The organism is Pantoea rwandensis, assembly GCF_002095475.1.
GTDB classification, from domain to species: Bacteria; Pseudomonadota; Gammaproteobacteria; order Enterobacterales; family Enterobacteriaceae; genus Pantoea; species Pantoea rwandensis.
This window is the reverse complement of record NZ_MLFR01000018.1, coordinates 27,856-45,718: the sequence shown is the minus strand read 5'-3', so window position 1 is coordinate 45,718 and position 17,863 is coordinate 27,856. Positions and strand designations below refer to the sequence as shown.

Annotated in this window: 14 protein-coding genes and 1 pseudogene; 9 read left to right on the top strand and 6 right to left on the bottom strand. The window is 54.9% G+C overall.

The genetic code is table 11. The features are described from left to right. The first annotated feature begins 228 nt into the window (after window positions 1-228). Window positions 229-1,914, top strand: a complete 1,686-nt coding sequence (gene leuA, locus HA51_RS16710) for a 2-isopropylmalate synthase (RefSeq protein ID WP_084935742.1) — start codon at window positions 229-231, stop codon at window positions 1,912-1,914. Here leuA and HA51_RS16705 read toward each other — a convergent pair. Both HA51_RS16705 and HA51_RS16700 read right to left on the bottom strand, forming a co-directional pair. Further along, window positions 1,865-2,647, bottom strand: coding sequence for an AraC family transcriptional regulator (locus tag HA51_RS16705; protein ID WP_084935741.1), 783 nt, complete (start codon window positions 2,645-2,647; stop codon window positions 1,865-1,867). The genes leuA and HA51_RS16705 overlap by 50 nt on opposite strands. 1 nt (window position 2,648) lies before the next feature. Next, window positions 2,649-3,512: an NAD(P)-dependent oxidoreductase gene (locus tag HA51_RS16700; protein ID WP_084935740.1), complete on the bottom strand. Its 864-nt coding sequence runs from the start codon at window positions 3,510-3,512 to the stop codon at window positions 2,649-2,651. A gap of 304 nt (window positions 3,513-3,816) precedes the next feature. Here HA51_RS16700 and HA51_RS16695 point away from each other — a divergent pair. The 4 genes and pseudogenes from HA51_RS16695 (at window position 3,817) to pqqU (ending at window position 7,718) form a co-directional block, all read left to right on the top strand. Further along, window positions 3,817-4,433 (top strand): annotated as a pseudogene (locus HA51_RS16695) (TetR/AcrR family transcriptional regulator). An 89-nt stretch (window positions 4,434-4,522) separates the two neighbouring features. Further along, entirely contained in the window at window positions 4,523-4,762 is a 240-nt protein-coding gene (locus tag HA51_RS16690) for a biofilm development regulator YmgB/AriR family protein (RefSeq protein ID WP_084935739.1), read from the top strand. Window positions 4,763-5,051: 289 nt separating this feature from the next. Next, window positions 5,052-5,258, top strand: coding sequence for a DUF3606 domain-containing protein (locus HA51_RS16685; RefSeq protein ID WP_084935738.1), 207 nt, complete (start codon window positions 5,052-5,054; stop codon window positions 5,256-5,258). Between the two features lie 336 nt (window positions 5,259-5,594). Further along, a complete protein-coding gene (gene pqqU / locus HA51_RS16680; RefSeq protein ID WP_211282958.1) occupies window positions 5,595-7,718 on the top strand; it encodes a TonB-dependent receptor PqqU in 2,124 nt (707 codons plus the stop codon). A gap of 104 nt (window positions 7,719-7,822) precedes the next feature. On the opposite strand, the gene HA51_RS16675 is transcribed toward pqqU, so the two are convergent. From HA51_RS16675 to HA51_RS16665, 3 genes are all read right to left on the bottom strand, one after another. Beyond that, window positions 7,823-8,383: an isochorismatase family protein gene (locus HA51_RS16675; protein ID WP_084935737.1), complete on the bottom strand. Its 561-nt coding sequence runs from the start codon at window positions 8,381-8,383 to the stop codon at window positions 7,823-7,825. A 17-nt stretch (window positions 8,384-8,400) separates the two neighbouring features. Next, window positions 8,401-8,826 (bottom strand): MarR family winged helix-turn-helix transcriptional regulator, encoded by a 426-nt coding sequence (locus HA51_RS16670; protein ID WP_084935736.1) that lies wholly within the window; start codon window positions 8,824-8,826, stop codon window positions 8,401-8,403. 101 nt (window positions 8,827-8,927) lie between these two features. Then, on the bottom strand, window positions 8,928-9,473 hold the full coding sequence (locus HA51_RS16665; RefSeq protein ID WP_084935735.1) for a helix-turn-helix domain-containing protein: 546 nt from the start codon (window positions 9,471-9,473) through the stop codon (window positions 8,928-8,930). 98 nt (window positions 9,474-9,571) lie between these two features. On the opposite strand from HA51_RS16665, the gene HA51_RS16660 reads away from it, so the two are divergent. From HA51_RS16660 to HA51_RS16645, 4 genes are all read left to right on the top strand, one after another. Next, window positions 9,572-10,750: a benzoate/H(+) symporter BenE family transporter gene (locus tag HA51_RS16660; RefSeq protein ID WP_084935734.1), complete on the top strand. Its 1,179-nt coding sequence runs from the start codon at window positions 9,572-9,574 to the stop codon at window positions 10,748-10,750. A 152-nt stretch (window positions 10,751-10,902) separates the two neighbouring features. Continuing rightward, window positions 10,903-12,258, top strand: a complete 1,356-nt coding sequence (locus HA51_RS16655; protein WP_084935733.1) for an SrfA family protein — start codon at window positions 10,903-10,905, stop codon at window positions 12,256-12,258. A gap of 2 nt (window positions 12,259-12,260) precedes the next feature. Then, window positions 12,261-15,233 carry a virulence factor SrfB gene (locus tag HA51_RS16650; RefSeq protein ID WP_084935732.1) on the top strand — a complete coding sequence of 991 codons (2,973 nt, stop codon included), beginning with the start codon at window positions 12,261-12,263 and terminating at the stop codon, window positions 15,231-15,233. Beyond that, window positions 15,230-17,599 carry a virulence factor SrfC family protein gene (locus tag HA51_RS16645; protein WP_084935731.1) on the top strand — a complete coding sequence of 790 codons (2,370 nt, stop codon included), beginning with the start codon at window positions 15,230-15,232 and terminating at the stop codon, window positions 17,597-17,599. The genes HA51_RS16650 and HA51_RS16645 overlap by 4 nt, the downstream gene beginning before the upstream one ends. Here the strand turns inward: HA51_RS16645 and HA51_RS16640 are convergent. Next, window positions 17,596-17,862 (bottom strand): barstar family protein, encoded by a 267-nt coding sequence (locus HA51_RS16640; protein WP_084935730.1) that lies wholly within the window; start codon window positions 17,860-17,862, stop codon window positions 17,596-17,598. The genes HA51_RS16645 and HA51_RS16640 overlap by 4 nt on opposite strands. Window position 17,863: the final 1 nt, after the last annotated feature.

The following is a 17,863-nucleotide window of genomic DNA, read 5'->3' as shown; positions in this document are numbered from 1 at the left end:
AAGCCCTCCCTCAGCGAGCAAATTGTTATTCTTTTGGTGCAGCGCGACTTATCGCGCTTACCGGATGCGATACGGCTGGCTGATACGTGAAGTATTGCGCCGCCAGCGGCAGGAGCAAGGGGACGTTTTAGCCTCATCTGTCAGTTATGCAGCAAGTGTTGTCAGTTATGCGTGAGCAGAGTACAGCGGCATGGTCCAGACTGAAGGCAGACCTATAAGGAGAACCTCATGCTGAACCAACCTGCTGAAAAATACTGTCCCTATCCGGTGATTGACTTGCCTGAACGTCAGTGGCCTTCACGCCAACTGACCAAAGCCCCACGCTGGCTCTCGACGGACCTGCGTGACGGTAACCAAGCGTTGGCAACACCGATGGACAGTGCCCGCAAGCTGGAGTTTTGGCAGCTGTTACTGCGTTGCGGTTTCAAGGAAATTGAAGTCGCTTTTCCTGCCGCCTCGCAAACCGACTTCGATTTTGTTCGTTTGCTGATTGAACAAAACCACATTCCGCAAGATGTCGCTATTCAGGTACTGACCCAGGCGCGTAGCGACCTGATTGACCGTACCTTTGAGGCACTGCGCGGCGCGCCCCGCGCGATCATTCATATGTACAACGCTACGGCGCCACTGTTCCGTGAACGTGTTTTCCGTCAGAGCAAAGCTGAGATCATTGAGTTAGCCTGTGCCGGTGCGCGACAGATTCGCGCTCAGTGTGAAGCACAAGCGGACACTGCCTGGACCTTCCAGTACTCGCCAGAAACCTTCTGCTTTACTGAACCGGAATTCGCGCTGGAGATTTGCGAAGCGGTAGCGGCCATTTGGCAGCCTGGACCGGAGCGTCCGATGATCATCAATCTGCCCGCTACGGTGGAAGTGAACACGCCGAACGTTTACGCCGACCAAATTGAGTACTTCTGCCGTCATTTTAGCCAGCGATCACAAGTGGCGATTTGTGTACATCCCCACAACGATCGCGGCACGGGCGTTGCCTGCGCGGAGTTGGCGATTCTGGCCGGAGCAGACCGCGTTGAGGGGTGTTTGTTTGGTAACGGTGAACGCACCGGTAATGTCGATATCGTGACGCTGGCGCTGAATTTATATACCCAAGGCGTAGCGCCGGAACTCGATTTCAGTGATATCCAGCAGGTGCTGGAAGTGGTGACGCGTTGTAATCAGTTGCCGGTCCATCCGCGCCATCCGTATGCCGGGGAACTGGTGTTTACTGCCTTCTCCGGTTCGCATCAGGATGCAATACGTAAAGGATTTGCTGAGCGTAATGAGCGCCAGGAAGCCATTTGGCAGATGCCCTATCTGCCGCTTGATCCGTTGGATATCGGTTGCAGCTATGAAGCGGTGATCCGCGTCAATAGCCAATCCGGCAAAGGGGGCGCCGCCTGGCTACTGGAGCAGAATCACGGGCTGCAATTACCGCGTGGATTGCAGCAGGACTTCAGTCGCATCGTGCAGCAGCAAACCGACAGCCATGGTCAGGAGATGACACACCACGCCTTATGGCAGCTTTTCTGTCAGCACTACGGCCTAACGCAACCTTCGCGTCGCCTCCTCGAGGCGGAGAGCCACAGCGATGAGAAAGGTGAAACGCGTTTCAAAGCGCGCCTGCAGGATGGCGGGCAGCAACTGACGCTGGAAGGCAAAGGCAATGGGCTGCTGTCAGCCGCGGTGGCCGCCCTACGCCAACGTTATGACCTGGCGATCACCATCGAGGATTATCACGAACACACGCTGGGTAAGCGCAGTGACAGTCGTTCGGTGACCTACATCAGTTGCCTCAATGCACGCGGCGAGCGGGCCTGGGGGGTGGGAATCGATAACGATGTTACGCGGGCGTCATTGCAGGCATTAGTTAACGCAGCCCACGCTTTTCTGCCGCTGGAAAGTAGTTCGCTGGCGTAACGCCGAGTACGCGACGAAACATCGCACTGAAGGCGCTCGGGCTGTCGTAACCCAAGTCGAGCGCTACTGTCAGCACCGATTCACCCTGGGCTAGCCGCGCGAGTGCCACACTGAGACGTGCGCGGCGCACCCAATCGCTAAACTGTAGCCCGGTCTCGCGTGTGAAATGGCGCGCTAGTGTGCGTTCAGCCACACAGAGATGGCTGGCCGCACGCGCCAGCGTCCACTCTTCGCCCGGTGCCTGCTGAATGCGCTGGCACAGCGTGCGCAACCGCTCGCTCTCTGGCCATGCCAGACCAAACGGCAGCACATCCATCACACGGATTTCATCGAGGATGAGTTCATAAATGCGCTCTGCTCGGCTGCCAGAGCCATACTGTTCGGGCAGCGCCAGCGCACTCACAATCAACTCACGCAGCAAAGGTGAAACCTGCACCACCTGACAGCTGGCGGGCAGATCAGCGCGCGCCAAGGGGTCCACAAACACCGTTCGTGCAGCCACCGTCCCCACAATATGCAGCGCGTGTTGCGTACCCGCCGGCAACCAGACTCCACGGCTGGGTGGGACAATCCAACTTCCTTGTAGCGTTTCTACTCTCACCACTCCGCTCAGGGTATGGATCAGTTGCGCGCAGTCGTGGTGATGCCACGGCTCAGCTTCGCCATGCGCATAATCGTGCGCGTAAGGCACCAGTGGACGATGGCTGAAATCGAAGTTGAGCCGCTTGCTCATTTCAACGTTTCAAATACTGATATACGGCAGCCAGATCTTGTTCACCGTAACCGGCATCCACTGCTTGCTGCCAAACATCGACGATATTTTCCAGCGCAGGTAATTTAGTCTCACCTGCCGCATCCAGCGCCAGTTTTGCGTCTTTCAATGCCCAGACCAGATGCATCTGCGGGGTAAAATCACCGCTAGCAATCATGCCGAGTTTTACTTTGGCATAGGGTGCGGCTAACGGACCGCCATCCAATACTTTCCACAAATCATCGGTGCTGAAACCAAATTGTTCCGCCAGGCGAGTACTCTCTGCCAAGCTCTGCATCAATCCAATCAGCCAACTGTTGACCACCAGCTTCATGCGCGAACTGGCACCGGCTTCGCCCAGCCATTGTGTGCCTTTACCGATCGCCGCAAATACTAGTTCTGCGGCTTGCGCCCTTGTTTGATCACCGCTGGCCATCACCAAAATTTGCGCATTTTCAGCAGGAGCTTTGGTACCGGACACCGGGGCATCAATAAACAGTACGTCAGGACGCGCTTTTTTAAGGTCAGCAATCAATGCATCAGTGGCTTCAACGCCAATGGTGCCCATTTGGCAAACGGTCGCGCCTTGCTTCAATGCGATACTCACCTCGGTCAAGGTCTGGCGCGTGGTGTCGCCGTCAGACAGCATAGCAATCACCACATCGGCACCCTCAACTGCCTGCACTGCGCTGTCGCTCAGTTGCAAACCTGCATCCAGCAAGTCTTCGCCTTTGGCACGTGTACGGTTCCAACCACGCACCACAAAATCTTTTTTCAGTAAATTGGCGGCAAAAGCGTGCCCCATTGCGCCTAATCCCAATACCGCCACTACCGGTTGCTGACTCATATTGACTCCCTTTTATGCATTCAGACAAAACAGTCAGACTGACAGAATTTCCTGCGCGCAGCCAGGCGAGAGGTGCTGCGCCGAAAGACATTTTTTAATCTCACATTGGGCAAGACACGTTGTGAATCAACATGCTTTTAAAACAACACAGGTGAGTTTCAAGCCATGAGGTTTGGATAATGATTCGCCAGGTCAATTTTATCATTGCAGTAATGGCTCAAGACTTCGTATTCATTGCCATTCGATTATTGGGAAAAGTTCGCATATGATAAATGGGAAACTAACACTCTATAAATAATTTCCGATGACATCAGAAAACCAAAGCTTAAAAGTCACTCGAGAGCGTGGAAGACCACGGGTCTTTGATATGGACGAAGTTTTAGATAAGGCAATGATAATATTCAGGAAGAAAGGTTATCACGCTTCATCAATAGCCGATTTGGGCGAAGCCATGAGTTTGACGGCGGGTAGTATATATAAAGCCTTTACTGATAAGCGCACCCTCTTTTTACGGGTCTTTGAACGCTACATTGCCATACGTAATGCCGATTTACGTCAGCGGTTGCAACATTTCCCAGATGGCAAATCGCGGATTGAGGAATTACTGCAATTTTATTTAGACTCGGCAGTTGAGATTGAAGGTCGTAGAGGTTGTTTGGTTGTCGGAAGTACAGTTGAATTGCAAACGCTGGATGAAGAACTGTCAGAATTAGTCAGACAGGCTGTGATGCGCAATCAAAACTTTCTCGTTTCGCTTATTACTGAAGGCCAGAAGGACGGATCTATTTCCTCTGAGTTGGATGCTGAAACAGCGGCCGGTCTATTGCTGTGCGTCGCATTCGGCATGCGTGTGGTGGGCAAAGTTCAAGATGTGACTAATGGGAAAAAACCATTACTATGGTGATGAAGGTTTTGGAGTAATTCATTTACCCTATTAGGAAATAATCATTTCCTAATTAAATTCAATCATTGCCCTTTCCGAATGCCTGAGACCCCTTAGAGGAATTGATATGTGCATCAACGATGTAGCGAAAATTCAAAGAACGGTTATGGAGAATAATGTGCCGACACCTACAGATATTTCAGAAGAGGAAGCCTTGGGACGAATTGTAGGCGAAATTTTGAGCGCAGGAAAAACACTCAGTCGTAAAACGCTTTGTTTTGAGTTGCTAAAAAAACTGGATGAGACTGAAGAATCATCAATTAAAAACCACTATGCAAAAATTTTTAAAAAATTGTTGTCCTGTTAACCTATAAATGAAAACTACATTCGCTTGATTGCTTTTAATCAATCTATTTTAAGCAATCATCTGTTTGTGCACCCGCCCCAATCTTGTATTCGATATAATCATGAACAAATGCTGCCGTTACGCTTATTAACTGCGTTTCTATATAAGAAACATCCCAATCAGTGATGAAACGCAGCAATAGGGAATAATCTGCTTTCCTCGGCGCCGAAAAAAAACAAAATCACCTCTTCATCAGATAAGGATTAATTATGTATTTAATCCATTATTAATGGCATGAGGATAATAAAAGATGAAAGACCCTATACAGCGCCGCATCCCGTCAGATTTGTCTCGCATTGAATTATTTGAACAGTGGCAAATAACTTACTGGACTCTCACTCTGCATACGACCCAAGAAAGGCTTACTCGGGCGTTACGAGAAGCGGGATCAGATACAGAAGATGTTCGTCGATGGCTCAAGGACCATCCTCCAGTCCGACAACCCAAGTCTCCTTGAGCAGATAGTCATCGCCATGACACTGGCAGAATATGCGCAAGAGGACAACATGAGCGCAGTTAGGTCACCATATTGCTTGCCAATATCTTAAGTAGCCACTGCGGTGCTTTGCGTTGTCCCTGAAAAGCCGACTGGCAACAAAATAACCACCAGCCGACCTCGTATGGCGATGAACATGTTATAGCCAGCCTACGCTCGGGGTTATGTAGGTCTAATTAACGCATTTATTTAATATAATGCGTGAAAATGTAATACCATTTATCGACAAAACTATTAACATATGCGCGATTAATGTTCCCTTTGGTTCATTCCACGTCTTTTATACGGTCTTTCATAATGAAAATTGCTTTACTGCGACAGGCACCGTTGCTGATGCTGCCTGCATTATTCCCCCTGCATTTGATGGCAGCGGATAATGCCAGCAATACCATGGTGGTGAGCGCCGCACCTGCTGGTTCCGGCTTGTCTGAGTTGGATACACCTGCGGCGGTCAGCGTAGTCTCCGGTGATGATATGCGCCATGCTGCGCCACGCGTGAATCTTTCCGAGAACCTGACCAGCGTACCGGGATTGCAGATCCAGAACCGCCAGAACTACGCCCAGGATCTGCAAATTTCCGTACGCGGCTTCGGCTCGCGATCGACCTTTGGCCTGCGCGGTATACGCATGTATGTGGACGGCATTCCTGCCACCATGCCTGATGGACAGGGACAAACCTCGAATATTGATATCGGCTCCATCGATCATATCGAAGTGCTGCGCGGTCCATTTTCGGCGCTGTATGGCAACTCTTCTGGCGGCGTGATTAACGTCGACACCCAAACCGGTCAACAGCCGACTACCCTGGAAGCCAGTACCTGGTACGGCAGCTTTGGCAGCTGGCGAAATAGCGTCAAGGCCAGCGGTGCGACCGGTGACGGTACGCATGCGGGTGACGTAAATTACACGGTATCTGCTTCACGCTTCACGACGCATGGCTATCGCGACCACAGTTCCGCGCAGAAAAACCTCGGCAACGCCAAGCTGGGCGTGCGTATTGATGATGTCAGTACCCTGACACTGCTGTTCAACAGCGTGCATGTCGATGCGCAAGATCCCGGTGGATTGACGGAAGCTCAGTGGAAAGATAATCCGCGTCAGGTTGCCAGTAACGTGACGCTGTATAACGCGCGCAAGACCGTTGACCAAACGCAGGCTGGCTTACATTATCAGCGCCAGATGAGTGAGAACGATGACCTCAGCGTGATGCTGTACGCCGGTGAACGCGAAACGACGCAGTACCAATCCATTCCAAGGGCAACGCAGCTCGCTGCGGGTTATCCCGGTGGTGTGATTTCTCTGGCGCGTCATTATCAAGGCATTGACTCGCGCTGGACCCATCGCGATACCCTGTTCACCCTCCCTGTAACGCTCACTGCCGGTCTCGACTATGAAACTATGACCGAGAAGCGTAAGGGCTATCAGAACTTTACCACCAGCAACGGTGTGACGGATTACGGCGTGCAGGGGGATATGCGTCGTAATGAACGCAACCTGATGTGGAACCTCGATCCTTATCTGCAAACCGCTTGGCAGTTCACCGATAAATGGTCACTGGATGCGGGCGTGCGTTTGAGCACGGTGAATTTCGATTCCAACGATTATTATGTGACGGCCACCGATCCTGACGACAGTGGCAATCGCCGCTATCACCGTTGGTTGCCTGCCGCATCACTGAAATATGCTATTGATAACAGCTGGAATGCCTATGTTTCTGCTGGTCGTGGCTTCGAAACACCGACCCTCAATGAGTTGTCCTATCGCTCAGCAGATCAGGCGGGCCTCAACCTGAACCTGAAACCCGCCACCAGCGATACCGTGGAACTGGGCACGAAAAAACGTATTGGCAACGGCCTGATTACCGCCGCGCTATTCCAGACCGATACCAAAAACGAAATCGTCTCCGACAGCAGCTTTGAAGGCCGCACCAGCTACAAAAATGCCGGTGAAACGCGTCGTCGTGGGTTGGAGCTGGGCTTGGATCAAGACTTCGGTTATGACTGGCACCTGAAAGCAGCCTGGACATTGCTGGACGCGCGCTTTCGTTCCAATGCCTGCGGTACCGAGAGCTGCGATGGCAACCGCATCCCTGGCATCGCGCGCAACATGGCGTATGCCGGATTAGCTTATGCGCCGGAACAAGGCTGGTATGCGGGCGGCGATGTGCGCTATATGAGTGATATCGCAGCGGACGATGAAAATGATGTCAAAGCGCCGTCTTACACGGTATTTGGTCTGAACTCCGGCTATAAGTGGCTGGTGCAGAACTGGACGCTGGATCTGTTCGGACGCGTCGACAACCTGTTTGATCGTAACTATGTGGGTTCCGTGATCGTGAATGAAAGCAACGGGCGCTATTACGAACCGGCACCGGGACGGAATTACAGCGTAGGGTTAACCGTAAGTTATGCATTTCAATAACTGACATCCCCCCAATAAAAAAGCCCTGCAAATCTCATCAGATTGCAGGGCTTTTTTTCAGCGCCGTTTAGGCATTGCGCACGCTAACCGCGCACGCCTTAAAGTCAAAATGACTTCAGCAGTGCCAGAACGTCTGCCGTTGAGCCGGTTTCACCCAAGCGTGGGAAGATGCGCTCAATGCTGTTTTTGTGCGTTTCTGCATTAAGGCAAGTCATTGCATCAGTTGCTAGCGTGACGTTGTAACCTAATTCGTAGGCTTGACGCGCAGTGGATTCCACCCCAATAGAGGTTGCGATTCCGCACACCACGACCTGAGTCACTCCGCGCTCTTGCAGTTGCGCATGCAAATCGGTGTTGTGGAAGCCACCCCATGTGGTTTTCGTCGCCGCGATTTCACCCGCTTTTAACGCCATTTCCGGTACCAGCACCGCCCAGTCGGCAGGCAGTTCACCACTGTGACGCGCTTGCTCATTACGACCCGGAGCGCCACCTGCCACGTTGACTTTGACAACCGGCAGGTTTTTAGCGTGAAACGCGTCAACCAGCTGTGCACAACGTTCAACAACAACATCCGCTGCTAATGGCGTCACAGGAAGACGGACAATCCCGTGCTGCAGGTCAATCACAATCAGGGCGGTTTTTGCGTCTAAGGTGGTTAAAGCCATGTTGATTCCTCTCAGGATTATTGGTCGGCAATACGTTGCAGTAAGGGAAGAGCGGCCAGTAAGATCTTTTGTTCTGCTGGATTGAGCGTAGTCGCCATGCTCTGTAGCAACCAGTCATCACGTTGTGCACGGTTCGCCGCAATCAGCGTGAGACAACTCTCTGTCGGCAAATAGCGAGTTTTGCGGCCATCCAGCGGGTCGGCTTCACCGATGACTAAACCCTGCGCCTGCAAACTGGCCACGGTCGCGCCCATTGATTGGCTGCGTACGCCTTCCAGATCGGCCAATTCGGTGACCGTCATGGCACCATCGCGCACAAGATAACCCAATACCGAGACTTGCGGCCAGGTCAGATCGGCAGGCGGAGCCGATTCCCGTAGGCGGCGCGCCAGTTTGCCATTGATGCTGCGTAAGGTCGCAGCCGCGCTATTCAGGTCACTCATGGCACCCTCTCCTTACTGATGAAGCGCGAGTATATAAATACGAAGGTAAACTGTGTAGTTTACCTTCGTATCAATTTGTAATTTTAGTGCAGTAGATAAGGTCAAACGCGCTGTAGGTAATGGATTAAACTGTGAAAACGCAGCGGCGTACTGAGGGGATTACGGTAACTGTGCGGTTTATCCGCCGCGAACTGATGGGCCTCACCCACTTGTAAGCGGCGCCAGGTGCCTTCTACGTTCAATAGCAGTTCCCCTTCCAACACCACCACTTGTTCGATCACACCATCTTCATGGGCTGAGGAATCACTTTGCGCCCCTCCCGCCAGAATCACTTCCAGTAAATCAAAACGTAATTGCGCATCGTAAGGGAGCAGCGGTTTAACCTGCATTTGCGCATTAGGCTGGCGAAAAGTTGCTGCAACACCAGGGGGCTGATCGCTCCCCTGGACAAAGAATGAGAAAGGCACGTTAAAACCGGTGGCGATCTTCCACAACGTGGCCACGGTAGGGCTCGACTCACCCCGCTCAATCTGACCGAGCATCGCTTTGCTGACGCCGGTGCGATCAGCCGCTAACGTCAGACTCCAGCCGTTAGCCTGGCGCAGCTGTTTCAGCGCTTGGCTCAGGTGTTGATGCAGATTTTCCATGGTGTCTCCTGACTAAGTCGCGCGCAGTGTACCACTTGTGCGTTATAACACACTCGTGCAATAGTGTGCGCTATAACGCACAAGCAGGATGTGACCTGATGATGACCGCCACTTCGCGTAGCGCTTTCTCCTTCCCTATGCTGGTCTCCGGCTTTATTGCCGTGCTGGTCGGCTACAGCAGCACCGCTGCACTGATATTCCAGGCCGCTCAGGCCGCAGGCGCATCGCCCGAGCAAATTGGCGGCTGGCTGTCGATGCTTGGCGTTGGCATGGGACTGGCGTCGTTTGGGTTGTCAGTGTGGACACGCATGCCCATTTTAGCGGCCTGGTCAACGCCAGGCGCGGCGTTGCTCGCCACCAGCGTACAGGGTTTAAGCCTCAATGAAGTGGTGGGCGTGTTCGTTGCGACCAACGCCTTGATCGTGTTGAGTGGCGTCACCGGATTGTTTGCACGCTTGATGAACCACATTCCGCAATCACTGGCCGCTGCCATGCTGGCCGGGATCTTGTTGCGCTTTGGCATGGGTACTTTCACTGGTTTACAGGGCAACTTTGCGTTGTGTGGCAGCATGTGTTTGGTATGGCTGCTCAGCCGCCGCTGGCTGCCCCGCTACGCGATCATTTTGGCGCTGGTCGCGGGTGTCTTGGTCGCATTAGGCCAGCAGGCGATTCATTTCCCGGCACACGCCTTAACCCTTAGCGTACCCGAATTCATTATGCCGCAGTTTAATCTGGCGGCGCTGATTGGCGTCGGCTTACCTTATTTCCTTGTGACCATGGCTTCACAAAACGCGCCAGGCATCGCGACGTTACAGGCACATGGCTATCAGGCACCCGTTTCAGCGCTCACTGGCTGGACCGGCTTTATCGCGCTGATCTTGTCACCCTTTGGCGGATTTTCGGTCTGCATCGCTGCCATTACCGCCGCGATTTGTATGGGTGAGGATGTCGATGCCGATCCTAAACGCCGCTGGATGGCCTCAGCCATTGCGGGCATCTTCTATTTACTCACCGGGTTTACCGGCGCGCTGATTGCCATCCTGTTGAGCGCCCTGCCGCAAGTGTTAATCGCGACATTAGCAGGCCTCGCGCTGCTGGCAACGCTCTCTGGCAGCCTGCAACGTGCGCTGTCTGAACCGCAGCACCGTGACAGCGCCATTGTTGCTTTTCTTATCACCGCCAGCGGCATCTCACTGTTGGGCATCGGTTCCGCTTTCTGGGGATTGATTGGCGGCATGATCACGCATTTAGTCCTCAGCCAGCGCGCTCGCGCTTAATATTTCAGCAACTCTCACTTACACGCGGGAAAAACGCCCTGTTTTTCCCCCTTTATCAGCCGTTTGATTCCTCTGCATTTGGCTTAAGATCACTACCATCGCCAAAACACACGATGTTCTGCTTCAGACAACCACCGATAAGGGCCCAACGAGTGGCAAAAACTTTTCTGCGCAGCGGCAATCTGGATACGGTACTGGCACTGGGTGAAAATGGTCAGCCAGTCTGGGCTTCAGCCCTGCAAATCCGAGAAACGCTGCGCCTGCGTCGCCAGACCACTCTGGCCAACTGCCTTGCCATTCCGCAAGCGAACGAGCGCGGGGATCGCCTCGACTGGTATTCCCCCTTTAACGGCAAAGTGAAATCCTGGCGTGCGGCCAGCGATCATGAACGGCAAAAAGCACTGGAGCTACTGACGCTCAATCAGCAGGACTTACAGGCCGCCAGCCTGCGTGCCCGCGATGCCGAAAATCCTGCCATGCGTCTGTTTGGTGCATTGCTGAGCAAAACGTTGCAGTTCCCCGATCAGCAATACGTTTATCTGGTCGATGGCAAACCCGTGATCACCTTCTGGGGTTTTGTCGATCCGCAAGCGCGTTCGCGCGATGACTCCCTGGCGTGCCTGCGCGACAGCCTCGAAGAGGATGTGCCTCCTCTGCTGCCTGAACCCCCGGCGGCGATTGTCGCTCCCGTGGTAGTGGCGCCGGTCATTGCCCCTTTGATTGAAGTGCCGCCCGTCGTCGCTGCGCCAGTGGAAGAACCCACCCCAGCAAAAGTTGAACCTGAGCCAGTCGCTCCGCCAGCCGAAGCGGAACTCGCCTCCGAACCGACACCACCGCCTGTACGCCGCCCTTCGGCATTGCGTCCCTTGGCGCTGCTGCTGCCGGTTGCTGCGGTGGCAGCCGCAGGCGTGGCCTTCTGGTTGCACAGTTCGTCACCACCACCGGCGTCTCCCGTGCCGGTTGCCGATGTGCCTGCGCCGATCTTCACTCCGCCAGCCGTGGTGGCCAAAGCAGAAAAACTCGCCGTCACTTTGCCTCAGAAAAGCGCCACGGTGGCTGCCGCCCCTGAACCTGCCGCCCCCCCTGCGCCAGCTGAAATTGTCGCTGAGCATACCGAACCGGCCAAGGCTGACGACCTGATAATGACCACCGAAGATGCACGTGTGGGTTCTGTGAAATTTATTAACGGCACCTGGCGCGTGACCTTACGCCAGACAAATCTGCCTACCGGCAAGCCGCCGAGCCTGCGTTATCAATTGCGTAACGGCAAAGGCACCGCAGTGATTACCCAAGGCGATAGCATTCGCTGTAAGGCGGATGTCACTGCTGCCATGACCACCGCCGGTACCATGGTGGTGCGCAGCCGTTACACCGCGACCTGCAGTGACAAGTCGCGCTATCGGATGCCGGAACTGGTGTGTAAAGCCGGTGATGGCATTGCCAGCTGTAATGCGCAATATGGCGCAGATCAGGTCTTCCCGTTGACGATTAAGCGTGAGAGTAAGTAACCATGTTGGCTCCCCTCATCGATGACAAACAAAAAATCACGCTGATTGAAGATAGCGGTGTGCAGTTTCTTGATTTTGGATTACGTCTGCCGGCGCTCAATGCGCGTCGTCAGTTTGTGCGTCAAACCGCAAATGGTCCATTGCTGCGCCTGAACGTAGACGGTAATAGCGGAAAATTCCTGCTCTATCCTGAAGATGGCGGCGCAGCCGAAGTCGTGCGTCCGGAATCCGATATCGCTTTGGCTGATTCGTTAATGCTGCTGGCGCACCAGTGGTTACCGCTGCCGGTCATGCGCTGCACCAGCGGTCGTCGCTTTATTGGCGGTCCGGATAACTGGGCTCGCCTACATCTTGCCCCACTGAGCCAACCTGACGCGGCGGGTAACACGCATCGCATCACGCTGGCCTTTGATACCCGTATCGTGCCCGAACCAGAGGGCGGCGAGCAGCACGGTTTAAGCAAGGCCGATGCGCAAAACGGCGTGAGCTTTGCCTTGGCCTGGCATAACTATGAGCTGGGTGAGTTTCTCGATCACACGTGGGTTGATGGTTGGCTGCGTGAAACCTTTGCCCAACAAGTGAATGCGCTGGAATCGCGCCGTGAGCAGGAACTGAATCAGGCACTGCGTGAATTCGAATATCAGGCGCACTATCTCAACCTGCTGGAACTGCTGGGTGAACAGCTTGATCTCGCAGAGATCTATATTCAGGCCACGTCACTGCAAACCCCGGCGGTGAATGTTGATATTATTCTTGATGTCGGCAACTCACACACCTGCGGCATTCTGGTGGAAGATCATGCTGAAGAGAGCAGCGGTCTGCGTCAGACTTATGAACTGCAACTGCGTGACCTCTCTGAACCGCATCAGGTCTACAACGAGCTGTTTGACAGCCGTCTCGAATTTGCTGAAACCCGCTTCGGTAAAGCTAACTTCTCCTTAGAGAGCGGCCGCGAAAACGCCTTTATGTGGCCGTCACTGACGCGCGTGGGCCGCGAAGCCAGCCGTCTGGCCCTGCTACGCGCGGGCACCGAAGGCAGCACCGGCCTTTCCAGTCCACGCCGCTATTTATGGGATGAAGCACGCTATCAGCCAGGCTGGCGTTTCAACGCCAACGGCAGCAGTGACGAGCCGCAAGCGACCGCCCTGCCTTTCACCCTGCTGCTAAATGATGAAGGCCAACCGTTACATGCACTGGCAGAAGACGATCGTCTGCCGGTGTTCTCTGCCAGCTACAGCCGCAGTTCGCTGATGACCTTTATGCTGTGTGAGCTGCTGGCGCAAGCGATGATGCAGATGAACAGCGTGGCACAGCGTCAGCGCATGCCGCAAAGCCAGGCACCGCGCCAATTGCGTCACGTGATCCTGACGCTGCCGTCAGCCATGCCAAAACCGGAGCGCGAAATTTTCCGTCGCCGCATGCAGGAAGCGATCGCGCTGGTGTGGAAAGCCGAAGGCTGGCATCCGGCAGAGGAAGATTTCAGCGCAGCGAGCCAGGCGAAAAGCCTGCGCCCGGTGCCGGATGTGCAGATGGAGTGGGATGAAGCCACCTGCGGCCAAATGGTCTGGCTGTTCAATGAAACCCAGGTGAACTTTGCCGGCCGTGCCGAGGATTTCTTCAGCAGCATGGCGCGCCCGGATCGCCCACGTGAAGCCGACGAAGTACCAGGCAAAAGCTTGCGCATCGCGTCGATTGATATTGGCGGCGGCACCACCGATCTCGCCATCACGCAATACCGTCTCGATGATGGCCAAGGCAATAACGTCAAAATCACTCCGCGCCTGCTGTTCCGTGAAGGTTTTAAAGTCGCGGGTGATGACATTCTGTTAGACGTGATCCAGTTATGGATTCTGCCTGCACTGCAACAGAGTCTGCAAAAAGCCGGATTGACGTTAGCCGAACCGCTGATGAACAAGCTGTTTGGCCATGATAGCCGCATGGATGGACAAGCGACCCTGCGCCAACAAGTCACCTTGCAGCTGTTTATTCCGCTGGCACAGGCGGTGCTAGAACGTTACGAAAACTGGGACCCGCTCGACAGCCACAGCGAGATTAACGCGCTGTTTGGCGAGCTGGTGCCGCAAAAACCCGCCAGCAGCGTGCTGGCCTTTGTGAACGGTGAAATTCAACGCACGCTGGGCGGTGAAAATCGCTTCGATCTGCTCGATGTGCCGTTGGTGGTCAGCATGGCGCAGCTGCACGGTGAATTCCTGCAACACCGGATGGCGATCATTCCTGCGCTGCGTGCCATGTGTGAAGTGGTATCACTTTACCAGTGTGACGTGCTGCTGCTGACCGGGCGTCCTTCACGCTTCCCTGGCATTCAGGCGCTGGTGCGCCATCTGCAACCGCTGCCGGGAAGTCGTATTCTGTCGCTGGAGGGCTATCACACTAGCGACTGGTATCCGTTCAATAAGCAAGGCCGCATCGATAACCCGAAATCTACTGCCGCCGTGGGCGCGATGCTGTGTCTACTGGCGCTCGATCTGCGTCTGAGCAGCTTCTGGTTCCGTGCCGGTGATTTCGAGCCTTACTCCACCATTCGCTATCTGGGCGTGTTGGATGAGAACGCCACGCTGAGCGATGACAACCTCTGTTACAGCGAGATCGATCTCGACAGCAGCGATTTTGCGCTGGATCGTAAAAGCAGCTTCCGTATTCGCGGCAACGTCTGCCTCGGTTTCCGTCAACTGGAAAACGATCGCTGGCCAGCCTCACCGCTCTACAGTCTGAGCATCACCGATCCACAGCTGGCGCGCAAAGTGGCGGGCGAAAGCGTGTTACGGATTAAGCTGGCAGTACAGCCGGGACCGGACAATTTTGGTCCGGAGCGCTTGATATTGAGCGATGCACGTATGGATGACGGCACGCGCGTGCCGCTGGATCAACTGAGTCTGAAACTGAATACGCTGTCTGCGACCGGCAATGCCAACGCGCAGTATTGGATTGACAGCGGGAGCGTCTGCAAACGATGAGAACAGCTAAGAAAACCACCTCGGTTACACCCGCCAAACGTCTCAGCATGATGCAGGAGACGCTCGACGGCGCACTCAACTGGATTGGAACCCATCAGGCACACGCCCCGCGTCTGGCGATGGAGGCCGATACGCTGCAACTGCAACTGCGGCGCGCGCGTGTTGAGAGCCATGCGCTGGCGCGCCAGTTGGCCCGTCCGGTGACGCTGGCACTTTTTGGCCAATCTCAGGCAGGCAAAGCCTGGTTGCTGAGTGAAATGGTTGGGGATGCCCAAGGCCAGTTGATCGCGCGTCTTGGCGACAAAGTGGTTAACTACTTCCAGAATGTCAATCCCGGCAATCTCGACTTTGCCATCGCGACCCGTTTCAGCCACCAGCGCGAGGCGCAATCCAGCGCCTGGCCGCTGGAGATGACCTTGCTCAGCGATGCTGAGCTGATTCGCCTGGTACTGGCATGCGCGAAAACCGAAGCGCAACCCGATACCGCCGTGATTGACGCCGCCCTGCAGCGTTTGCAACGTCATCGTCAGAATGAACCTGAACCCGGTCTCGACAGCGATGCGCTGATCACCTTATGGGCCTGGAGCCGCCGCCAGCATTGTCACGCAGAGGTGTTGGATCGCCACTATTGGCCGCAGGCGATTGAACTCGCCCCGTGGCTGAATGTGGACGACCGCGTGCAACTGTTCGCTTTGTTGTGGCCGAATCAAATCGCACTGAACGAACAGCTGCGTAATATGCTGCATCTGCGTCATCAGCTGCGCCAGGCGCCACGTCTGCTGGCACCTCTCAGCCTGCTGACGGATGACGCCTCTCTCCCGGCGGAGAAACTGATCGGCAACGATGCTGATTTACAGGAAATGATTGAGGTCTGCCCGATTATTGCCAACCGGATTGGTAAACCCCAGCCGGTACCGCTTGGCCTGCTGGCCCTGCTGGCGCTGGAGATCACCATTCCGCTCAGCTCAACGCCCCGCCAGGCGCTGTATGATGAAGCGGACATGCTGGAGCTACCCGCACCGGGATTGCCAGCCGATCAAGGCCAGCAAGACGATCTGTTGCAATTGCGCAAGCGTGACGCACTGCGCGCCACCCTACTGGAACAGAAGCGGGCCCTGTTACCGGGCTGGTATGCCGCACGTCAGGGCATCGATTTGATGCTGATTTGCACCGCAGCCAGCCAGCGCCAGGACACCGACATCGCCGTCAACGCGTTACGTGAGTGGCACATCCATCAAACCGTGGCGGCCAGTGGTGAAAAGCCTCGGCTGATTTGGGCGATTACCCCCCACGATGCGCGCTATCAACAACAGCAGATTAATGTTGATGAAGCAGTACAGCGTCAAATTGGCCAGCCGGGTCATAGCTGGGGATCAATGCTGGCACTTGATCGCGCCGGCGTTGACCGCATGGGCATCTGGTTGCAGGATGAAATGCAGCCCGAAGCACGTCGCGATCGCCTGGCGCAACAGTTAACCAGCCTGCAGCAGAAACTGGTGGAACGTTTACAGCCGTGGACGGAATCCACTGCTACCCCGGAACAAGCCGCACGCAAACAAGCGATTTCCGATACGCTGTTGAAATGTCTGCAACATCGCACGGGTCTGCACGGTGAACTGCTGGAGCGTTTACAGCCTTCACGTGAAGCGGTGCGCCAGCTGTGGCTGAGTCAAAGCAGTGCCAGCGTGACGCAGCACAGCGCTAAAACTGCCGCGGCCGATCAAAGCTATTTCGGTATCGGATTTGAATTTGATTTGTTCAAAGATGAACCTGTCGCACCTGCGGAACCACGCAACAACGGTCAGCGCGACCAGCAATTCCCGCAGCAGGTGTTTGCGCTGTGGCTAGAGCATCTGCGCCAGCTGCCGGAAAGCCGCAGCTTGCTGGCGCTGCTTAACGTTGATAAGCCGACGCTGGAAATGCTGGTGGAGGAACTGATTACCGCCAGTTTCCGACTCAATGTGTTGAGCAAACTGCAAAGCGCGCTGAACGAGCCGGATGCCCAAGCCAGCGCACACGAAGCGCGTACCGACCGCCAGGTTTCGCGCGCCATGACGGTGTTAGGCGATTTTGTCGCCTGGTTAGGCTTCTTACAGCGCCCGGAAAGCGAGCGCCCGGAAAGTCGTGTCAATCGTGGACAAACTATTTTTGCGCGACCACCCGCGCCGAGCGTGAGCTTTTCAACGGGGCAGCGTTTAACGCGTCTGTCTGCCGCACCGGCCAATCACACCGCGTATTACATCTATGACTGGCTGGTAGGTTTGAATTCGGTGATCGTGGAAAACAATGGCTACACCGGCGGTGGCGATTTACCGGCCAACGCACGCCAGATGTTGACGATTCTGCTGCTACCGTTACACGCTTAGCGTATCAGGCGCAGCTCGCCTTGCAGCTGCTGCGCCGCCTCTTCTAGTAACGCCAGCACTGGCGCAAACTCCACGTGATCCCTCGCCTGTTCGACATGGTATAAATGCAGTTGGGCGGGCAGTGCAATACCGCCTGTTAACCAATCCCACAACGCGTCCAGATTGTAGCCAAACTCTCCGCTGCAACCGCTTTGCGCCACAAACTCACGGTAAAACGCCTGACGATCTGCCAGCTGTGCGAAATCAAAAGAGAGCGTCAACATG

Bases quoted from the DNA above. Each gene is read 5' to 3' on its own strand.
- HA51_RS16645 (WP_084935731.1), top strand. From the start codon at position 15,230: ATGAGAACAGCTAAGAAAACCACCTCGGTTACACCCGCCAAACGTCTC.
- leuA (WP_084935742.1), top strand. From the start codon at position 229: ATGCTGAACCAACCTGCTGAAAAATACTGTCCCTATCCGGTGATTGAC.
- HA51_RS16640 (WP_084935730.1), bottom strand. From the start codon at position 17,862: ATGTTGACGCTCTCTTTTGATTTCGCACAGCTGGCAGATCGTCAGGCG.
- HA51_RS16660 (WP_084935734.1), top strand. From the start codon at position 9,572: ATGATGACCGCCACTTCGCGTAGCGCTTTCTCCTTCCCTATGCTGGTC.
- HA51_RS16650 (WP_084935732.1), top strand. From the start codon at position 12,261: ATGTTGGCTCCCCTCATCGATGACAAACAAAAAATCACGCTGATTGAA.
- HA51_RS16665 (WP_084935735.1), bottom strand. From the start codon at position 9,473: ATGGAAAATCTGCATCAACACCTGAGCCAAGCGCTGAAACAGCTGCGC.
- HA51_RS16675 (WP_084935737.1), bottom strand. From the start codon at position 8,383: ATGGCTTTAACCACCTTAGACGCAAAAACCGCCCTGATTGTGATTGAC.
- HA51_RS16670 (WP_084935736.1), bottom strand. From the start codon at position 8,826: ATGAGTGACCTGAATAGCGCGGCTGCGACCTTACGCAGCATCAATGGC.
- HA51_RS16700 (WP_084935740.1), bottom strand. From the start codon at position 3,512: ATGAGTCAGCAACCGGTAGTGGCGGTATTGGGATTAGGCGCAATGGGG.
- HA51_RS16690 (WP_084935739.1), top strand. From the start codon at position 4,523: ATGTGCATCAACGATGTAGCGAAAATTCAAAGAACGGTTATGGAGAAT.
- HA51_RS16685 (WP_084935738.1), top strand. From the start codon at position 5,052: ATGAAAGACCCTATACAGCGCCGCATCCCGTCAGATTTGTCTCGCATT.
- pqqU (WP_211282958.1), top strand. From the start codon at position 5,595: ATGAAAATTGCTTTACTGCGACAGGCACCGTTGCTGATGCTGCCTGCA.
- HA51_RS16705 (WP_084935741.1), bottom strand. From the start codon at position 2,647: ATGAGCAAGCGGCTCAACTTCGATTTCAGCCATCGTCCACTGGTGCCT.